The sequence below is a fragment of the Schlesneria sp. genome, from assembly GCF_036405755.1.
Classification (GTDB): Bacteria; Planctomycetota; Planctomycetia; order Planctomycetales; family Planctomycetaceae; genus Schlesneria; species Schlesneria sphaerica.
This window is the reverse complement of the sequence record NZ_DASWWZ010000009.1, coordinates 1-5346: the sequence shown is the minus strand read 5'-3', so window position 1 is coordinate 5346 and position 5346 is coordinate 1. Positions and strand designations below refer to the sequence as shown.

The following is a 5346-nucleotide window of genomic DNA, read 5'->3' as shown; positions in this document are numbered from 1 at the left end:
AAAGCAAAATAACAGGACCTGGTCGAAAGTCGTTCCGATTCGTCCCTGTGCCGCCTCGACCAGCGACAACTGAACTGTCTTGGGTTCGAATCGGATACCGTAGAGGTATCGTGAAACCCGGCCATCGGGAGTGCAGATCATGAAGACTGCGGCGTGAGCGTATTCCTTACGTTCCGGAACATACTGATACTGGAAGCCAATCGCATCTGCCAGTGCACGAATTTGTGGCTCACGCCCCGTCAGAAACGTCCAGCCTTGACCGTCGCCGCGGCCGAATTCACGCAGGTATCCCTGCTTTGCCATTCGAGCTTGCATGGGAGATTCGAGCGGGTCAATACTCACCGAAACCACCCGATAGTCACGGCCCGGTTCCAGAGACATCTCTGCCAATGCTTCGATCATCCCGCGCAGTTTCAAACCGCAAAGCATCGGGCAGTTGGTGTAGTTGAGCGTTAAGACGACGGGACGTGTGCCGTCGAATAGCGATTGCAGCTGCAGCGGCTTTCCGCGTTCATCAACGAACTTGAGATCGAGCGGAAGCTTCTGGTCGAGGTGTTCGACAACACCGACTCCCTCGAGCTGAGCAACTGGTCGTACAATCTGCGCAAAGGCTTGAGTCGTTACTCCAGCCCCCGTCAAAAACGCAAAACAGATTGCTACGACACACCGGTTCATTCCGTCACGGCTTTCGTGGATTGCTGCTGTTCCTGTACGACCAGCCGCATTGCTTCCGAGATGGGGATACTGACCACGCCTTTTGCCGGATCGACCCAGCCGTATCCGGCCAGGCGGTTCTGCTGCTGTGTCAGACTGTCCGCGAGAACGGCCGGAACAGCACCCGTGATCTTCCGCTTGGATTCGAAGCTGTTCGTCGCGAAGAAGATCGCTTGAGTGGCCAGAATCGTTACGAAAGTCAGGATGGCGGAAATGAATCCGACAACGACGATTGTTGGTGTATCGATCGTGTCATAGCGCTCGAACTGACTCGCGGGATTGAGGGTCCGCGGACTGGCGGGAGCGGCTTTCGCTTCGAGAGTTGCTACAGACATTTTACCACCTTAAACGTTGTGAAAGGCCAGGGACTCTTCAAGCCGAGGGTCGCGGACTGCAACGACCGACTTGGTGGACGCTGTCCGGATAAATCCGGCCAGGAACAGGCTGGAAACTCCCAGCAGTAGCAGAATGTCGCTCAGCGTCGGCCAGACTTGCGAATGGAACTGCGGAATGACATTCCAGTAAATATCAAGGGCGTGCATCAGGAGTAACCAGACAGACCAGACGGCAAGTGACTTCATGTTCCGTCGGGTATGTCGTGACATCAGTCCGAAAAACGGAATCAGCAGATGCCCGAACAGCAATGTCAGGCTCACCCATTCCCAACCGTTTTCCTGGCGAAGAATTAACCAGCCAGTTTCTTCGGGAATGTTGGCGTACCAGATCAACAGGTACTGCGAGAAGGCGATGTAGCCCCAGAAGAAGTTGAAGCCGAACAACAGCTTTGCGAGGTCATGATAATGTTCGACAGTGACTTCAGGGCCAATGATCTGTCGCTTCTGGAGGTACATGGTGCCGAGGATCATGACGGCCAGGGCACTGACGATCGCTCCTGCGAAGAAATAGATGCCGTAGATCGCGCTGAACCAGTGAGGATCGACCGACATCATGAAATCGAAGGCGAAGAAGTTTGCGGTGAGTGCAAACAGGAGCGTTCCGAGTGGCGCGAGTGCCTGCATCCGGTGAGTATGATTGACATCACCGGTTTCGTCCTGCTGACGTGAGTGAGACAGGAAGAAGCGACCCAGGAGAGTCCAGATCCCAAAGTAGATGACCGTCCGGATTGCGAAGAACGTTGGGTTCAACCAAGGCTGCTTGTGGCGGATCAAATGATCGGTTTCGATGAGCGTGGCATCGTTCCATTCATAGATCGCGTGATTGCCGAGAAACAGCGGAATCACAATCGGCAGACTCAGCAGTGCGACCCAGCCAGCGGAAGCGGCCAGCAATTCAGCGATGCGGCGAACTACGACACTCCAGCCCGCTCGAACGAGGTGCTGGATGAGTACGAAGAACAATGCCCCGCACGAGACGCTCGTGACGAACAGGAACGCGACAAGGTAGCCTGCCTGGAATCCTTGCCAGCCAGAGGATCGCTGTTTCAGGAAATCATCCCAATGCGGTGGAAGTTCCTTGCCGAATTGAGACTCTGCCGCGCTGGCGATTTCCGTCAGCGGTCGCCCTGCATAATCGGTGACGGGCTTACCTTCCTTGTCGGCGAGAAGGCGGACAACGCCGACCAGTGCTGTGGGTGCCGATTCAGGATGGTACGTCTGTTCGAGACGCGATTGTCCGCCCAGCAGTGACAGGACTGCAGCGATACCGATGCACGCGAGTCCGGCGAAGAGTGCCTTGCGCGTAGCACCAGGGCCGCGATCCCCCAATGTGCGATCGCGGGTTAAGTCAATCTGTGGATGAGTGTGGTGATCGGCCATGGAAAGCTGAATTACTTCCGGTTTTGGAGAATCGTGGCTTCGTCTTGGGGAACATCGTTCAGCGAAGCACGCTGGCTGCGCTGCAGGGCCTGGACATACAGCACGATGGACCAGCGGTCTTCCGGTTCGATCTGTGCTGCGTACCCGGCCATCTTGCGACGTCCGTGAGAAATTGTGTCGAACAGCTTGCCAACAGGCTGAGCCGTAACGATGTCATTCGTGAGATTGGTCGGAGGAACCCAGGTTGGTTCCTGGAGACTGATGGCGCGAAGCGAAATCAATCCATCTCCTTGACCGACAAGTCCGTGGCAAGGAGCACAGTAGATGTTGTACTTGGCCTGTCCGCGAAGCATCCGCGCTTCTGTGACATCATATGGGAACTGAGTCAAGTAGTCCGGTTCGACTGGCGGTGCATTCGGATCCGGATTGACGTTCACAGGGGGCTCGCTGGAGGGCTGATATCCCAGGAACAAGGAATCGTCCTCGTGGAAATCACCTAAGGCGACTGTGCCGGGAACCTGAGGACGCATGGAGCGTCCATCGGCAAACAGTTTTGATCGCTGCTGTGGACCGGGGCGATCCTGCGAATCCATGTCTGCGAAGAAGTCGATGCGGGGAGCATCGGATGTCGTGGTTCGGGCCCACGCAATGCCGACGACAGGAACGGTTGCCAACGTCAATGCAACGGCAACGACTGCACCGAAGAAACTGGGGAGCTTGTCCGACGATTGCGAAGGGGGAACTTCACGAATCGCTACGGCATCAGCCATTCGAAACAGCTCGACGACGTCCTGCTTTTCGTTGTTCGGGTCTGCGGCGTCGACATACAGGAAGAATCGGTCGTTGGTAACACGACGGAATTGATCCACGTCGAGCAAAGGATTGGAATGTTTTGGCAACCGGTTCAGTGCCAGCATCCCGAAGAATGTCGTGAACGCGCTTAGCAGCACGATCACTTCGAACATGACGGGAATGTTGGCCGGGAGGCTGAAAGTTGGCTTTCCGCTGATCAGAAACGGATAGTCAACTGCGTTCATCCACCACTGCATCAGAAGGGCGGCCAGTCCCCCAAACGTTCCGACAATCAGCACGAACCATGGCAAGCGGGTGGGCCGAATGCCAAGTGCGGCGTCAATTCCGTGAACGGGGAAAGGGCTGAACGCATCCGTTTTCGTGAACCCACGGGTTCGAACGAGCTTGGCCGCCCGGATAAGTTCGTCTGGTCCGACGAACTCAGCCAGTACGCCTACAGACGGACGAGAGGATTCATTCACCTCGTCCCGCTGGGCGACATCATCTTCAAGCATAACCGCAGACATTTAGTTACCTGTTATCAGAACCTGGCTTGGGCATGACACTTTTCACTTCGGCCATAGCCACGATCGGCAGATACCGACAGAACAAGAGGAAGAGTGTGAAGAACAGACCGAAACTTCCGGCGAACATGCAGATGTCCACCCAGGTGGGCGAATAGTAGGCCCAACTCGAAGGCAAGAAGTCCCGGCTCAGCGACGTGACGATGATCACGAAGCGTTCAAACCACATCCCGATGTTCACAAAAATGCAGACAATGACCATCAACCACGGTGAGGTGCGGATCTTCTTGCTCCAGAAGAACTGAGGAGCGATCACATTGCAGCTGACCATCGTCCAATAGGCCCAGGCGTAGGGTCCGTATGCCCGGTTAAGGAAAGTGAATCCTTCATAGGGGTTTCCGCCGTACCAGGCGATGAAGAATTCAATCCCATAGGCAAAACCGACCATACAGCCTGTGGCAAGGATCACCTTGCACATATTTTCCAGATGTCGCAGCGTGACGAAGTCCTTCAGACCGAACCATTCACGTGCGGGGACCATCAGAGTGATCACCATGGCGAAACCGCTGAAGACCGCACCCGCGACGAAGTAAGGCGGGAAAATCGTGGCGTGCCAGCCAGGCAACTGTGCCGTGGCAAAGTCGAAGCTCACGACGGTGTGCACCGAAAGGACCAGCGGAGTCGCCAGGGCGGCGAGCAGCAGGTAAGCCTTCTCGTAGCGATGCCAGTGGCGTGCGGAACCTGTCCAGCCGAGTGCCAGTATGCCGAAGATCACCTGCTTGAATCGGCTCTTGGTTTGATCCCGGAAGGTGGCAAGGTCGGGAATCATCCCCATGTACCAGAACAGCAACGAGACTGTGGCGTAGGTACTGACGGCGAACACGTCCCACAGCAACGGGCTGCGGAAGTTTGGCCACATGTCGAGTCGTGCGGAAGGAACCGGGAAAAGCCAGTAAGCAAACCAGACGCGGCCGACGTGGACGGCGGGGAAGATACCGGCACAACAGACAGCGAAGATCGTCATCGCTTCAGCGAAGCGGTTGATACTGGTGCGCCAGTTCTGGCGGAACAGAAACAAAATGGCGGAGATCAGAGTACCTGCGTGTCCGATACCGACCCAGAACACGAAGTTAACAATGTCCCATGCCCAGAAGACAGGGCTGTTGTTTCCCCACACCCCTACCCCTCGGTAGATCAGATAGCCGATCATCGAGAAGAGCAGCAGCGTAAAGCTTGAGGAGATTGCGAATGCAATGTACCAGGCGAGTGGGGTCTTTCGTTCGGAAATGCCCACGATGGCATCGGTAACCGAACCATAGTCATGATCCCCGGTCACGAGCGGAGCGCGTTGTGTGGGATCTTCAATCGTCGTATCGACGAGTGTCGCCAGTGAGGAAGCCATTAGACGTGGACCTCCTGACCGCAACGATGATCTTTAAGATTCATGGTGTGAGTGGGTGCCGAATGATTCTGTGGATGAGTTTCTGAACGAGCCGCAAGCCATGGATGCGGATTGCGGATGCGGGCCAGATACTTGGTCC

5 protein-coding genes are annotated in these 5346 nt (G+C 55.9%); all 5 read right to left on the bottom strand.

Annotation, left to right across the window (positions count from 1 at the left end; all coding sequences use genetic code 11):
- The coding region (locus VGE80_RS00320; RefSeq protein ID WP_440591261.1) for an SCO family protein at window positions 1-675 on the bottom strand (675 nt) is incomplete at its 3' end.
- Window positions 672-1049 carry a hypothetical protein gene (locus VGE80_RS00315; RefSeq protein ID WP_373651044.1) on the bottom strand — a complete coding sequence of 126 codons (378 nt, stop codon included), beginning with the start codon at window positions 1047-1049 and terminating at the stop codon, window positions 672-674. The genes VGE80_RS00320 and VGE80_RS00315, both read right to left, overlap by 4 nt.
- 9 nt (window positions 1050-1058) lie before the next feature.
- Complete coding sequence (locus VGE80_RS00310; RefSeq protein ID WP_440591260.1) at window positions 1059-2489, bottom strand: quinol:cytochrome C oxidoreductase; 1431 nt, start codon at window positions 2487-2489, stop codon at window positions 1059-1061.
- Window positions 2490-2500: 11 nt separating this feature from the next.
- Window positions 2501-3808 carry a quinol:electron acceptor oxidoreductase subunit ActD gene (locus VGE80_RS00305; RefSeq protein ID WP_397570964.1) on the bottom strand — a complete coding sequence of 436 codons (1308 nt, stop codon included), beginning with the start codon at window positions 3806-3808 and terminating at the stop codon, window positions 2501-2503.
- Window positions 3809-3812: 4 nt separating this feature from the next.
- Complete coding sequence (gene nrfD / locus VGE80_RS00300) at window positions 3813-5207, bottom strand: NrfD/PsrC family molybdoenzyme membrane anchor subunit (protein WP_397570963.1); 1395 nt, start codon at window positions 5205-5207, stop codon at window positions 3813-3815.
- Window positions 5208-5346 lie beyond the last annotated feature (139 nt).

What these genes read in the sequence shown, in the direction of transcription:
- VGE80_RS00315 (WP_373651044.1), bottom strand. Translation starts at nt 1,049, where the DNA reads ATGTCTGTAGCAACTCTCGAAGCGAAAGCCGCTCCCGCCAGTCCGCGG.
- VGE80_RS00310 (WP_440591260.1), bottom strand. Translation starts at nt 2,489, where the DNA reads ATGGCCGATCACCACACTCATCCACAGATTGACTTAACCCGCGATCGC.
- VGE80_RS00305 (WP_397570964.1), bottom strand. Translation starts at nt 3,808, where the DNA reads ATGTCTGCGGTTATGCTTGAAGATGATGTCGCCCAGCGGGACGAGGTG.
- nrfD (WP_397570963.1), bottom strand. Translation starts at nt 5,207, where the DNA reads ATGGCTTCCTCACTGGCGACACTCGTCGATACGACGATTGAAGATCCC.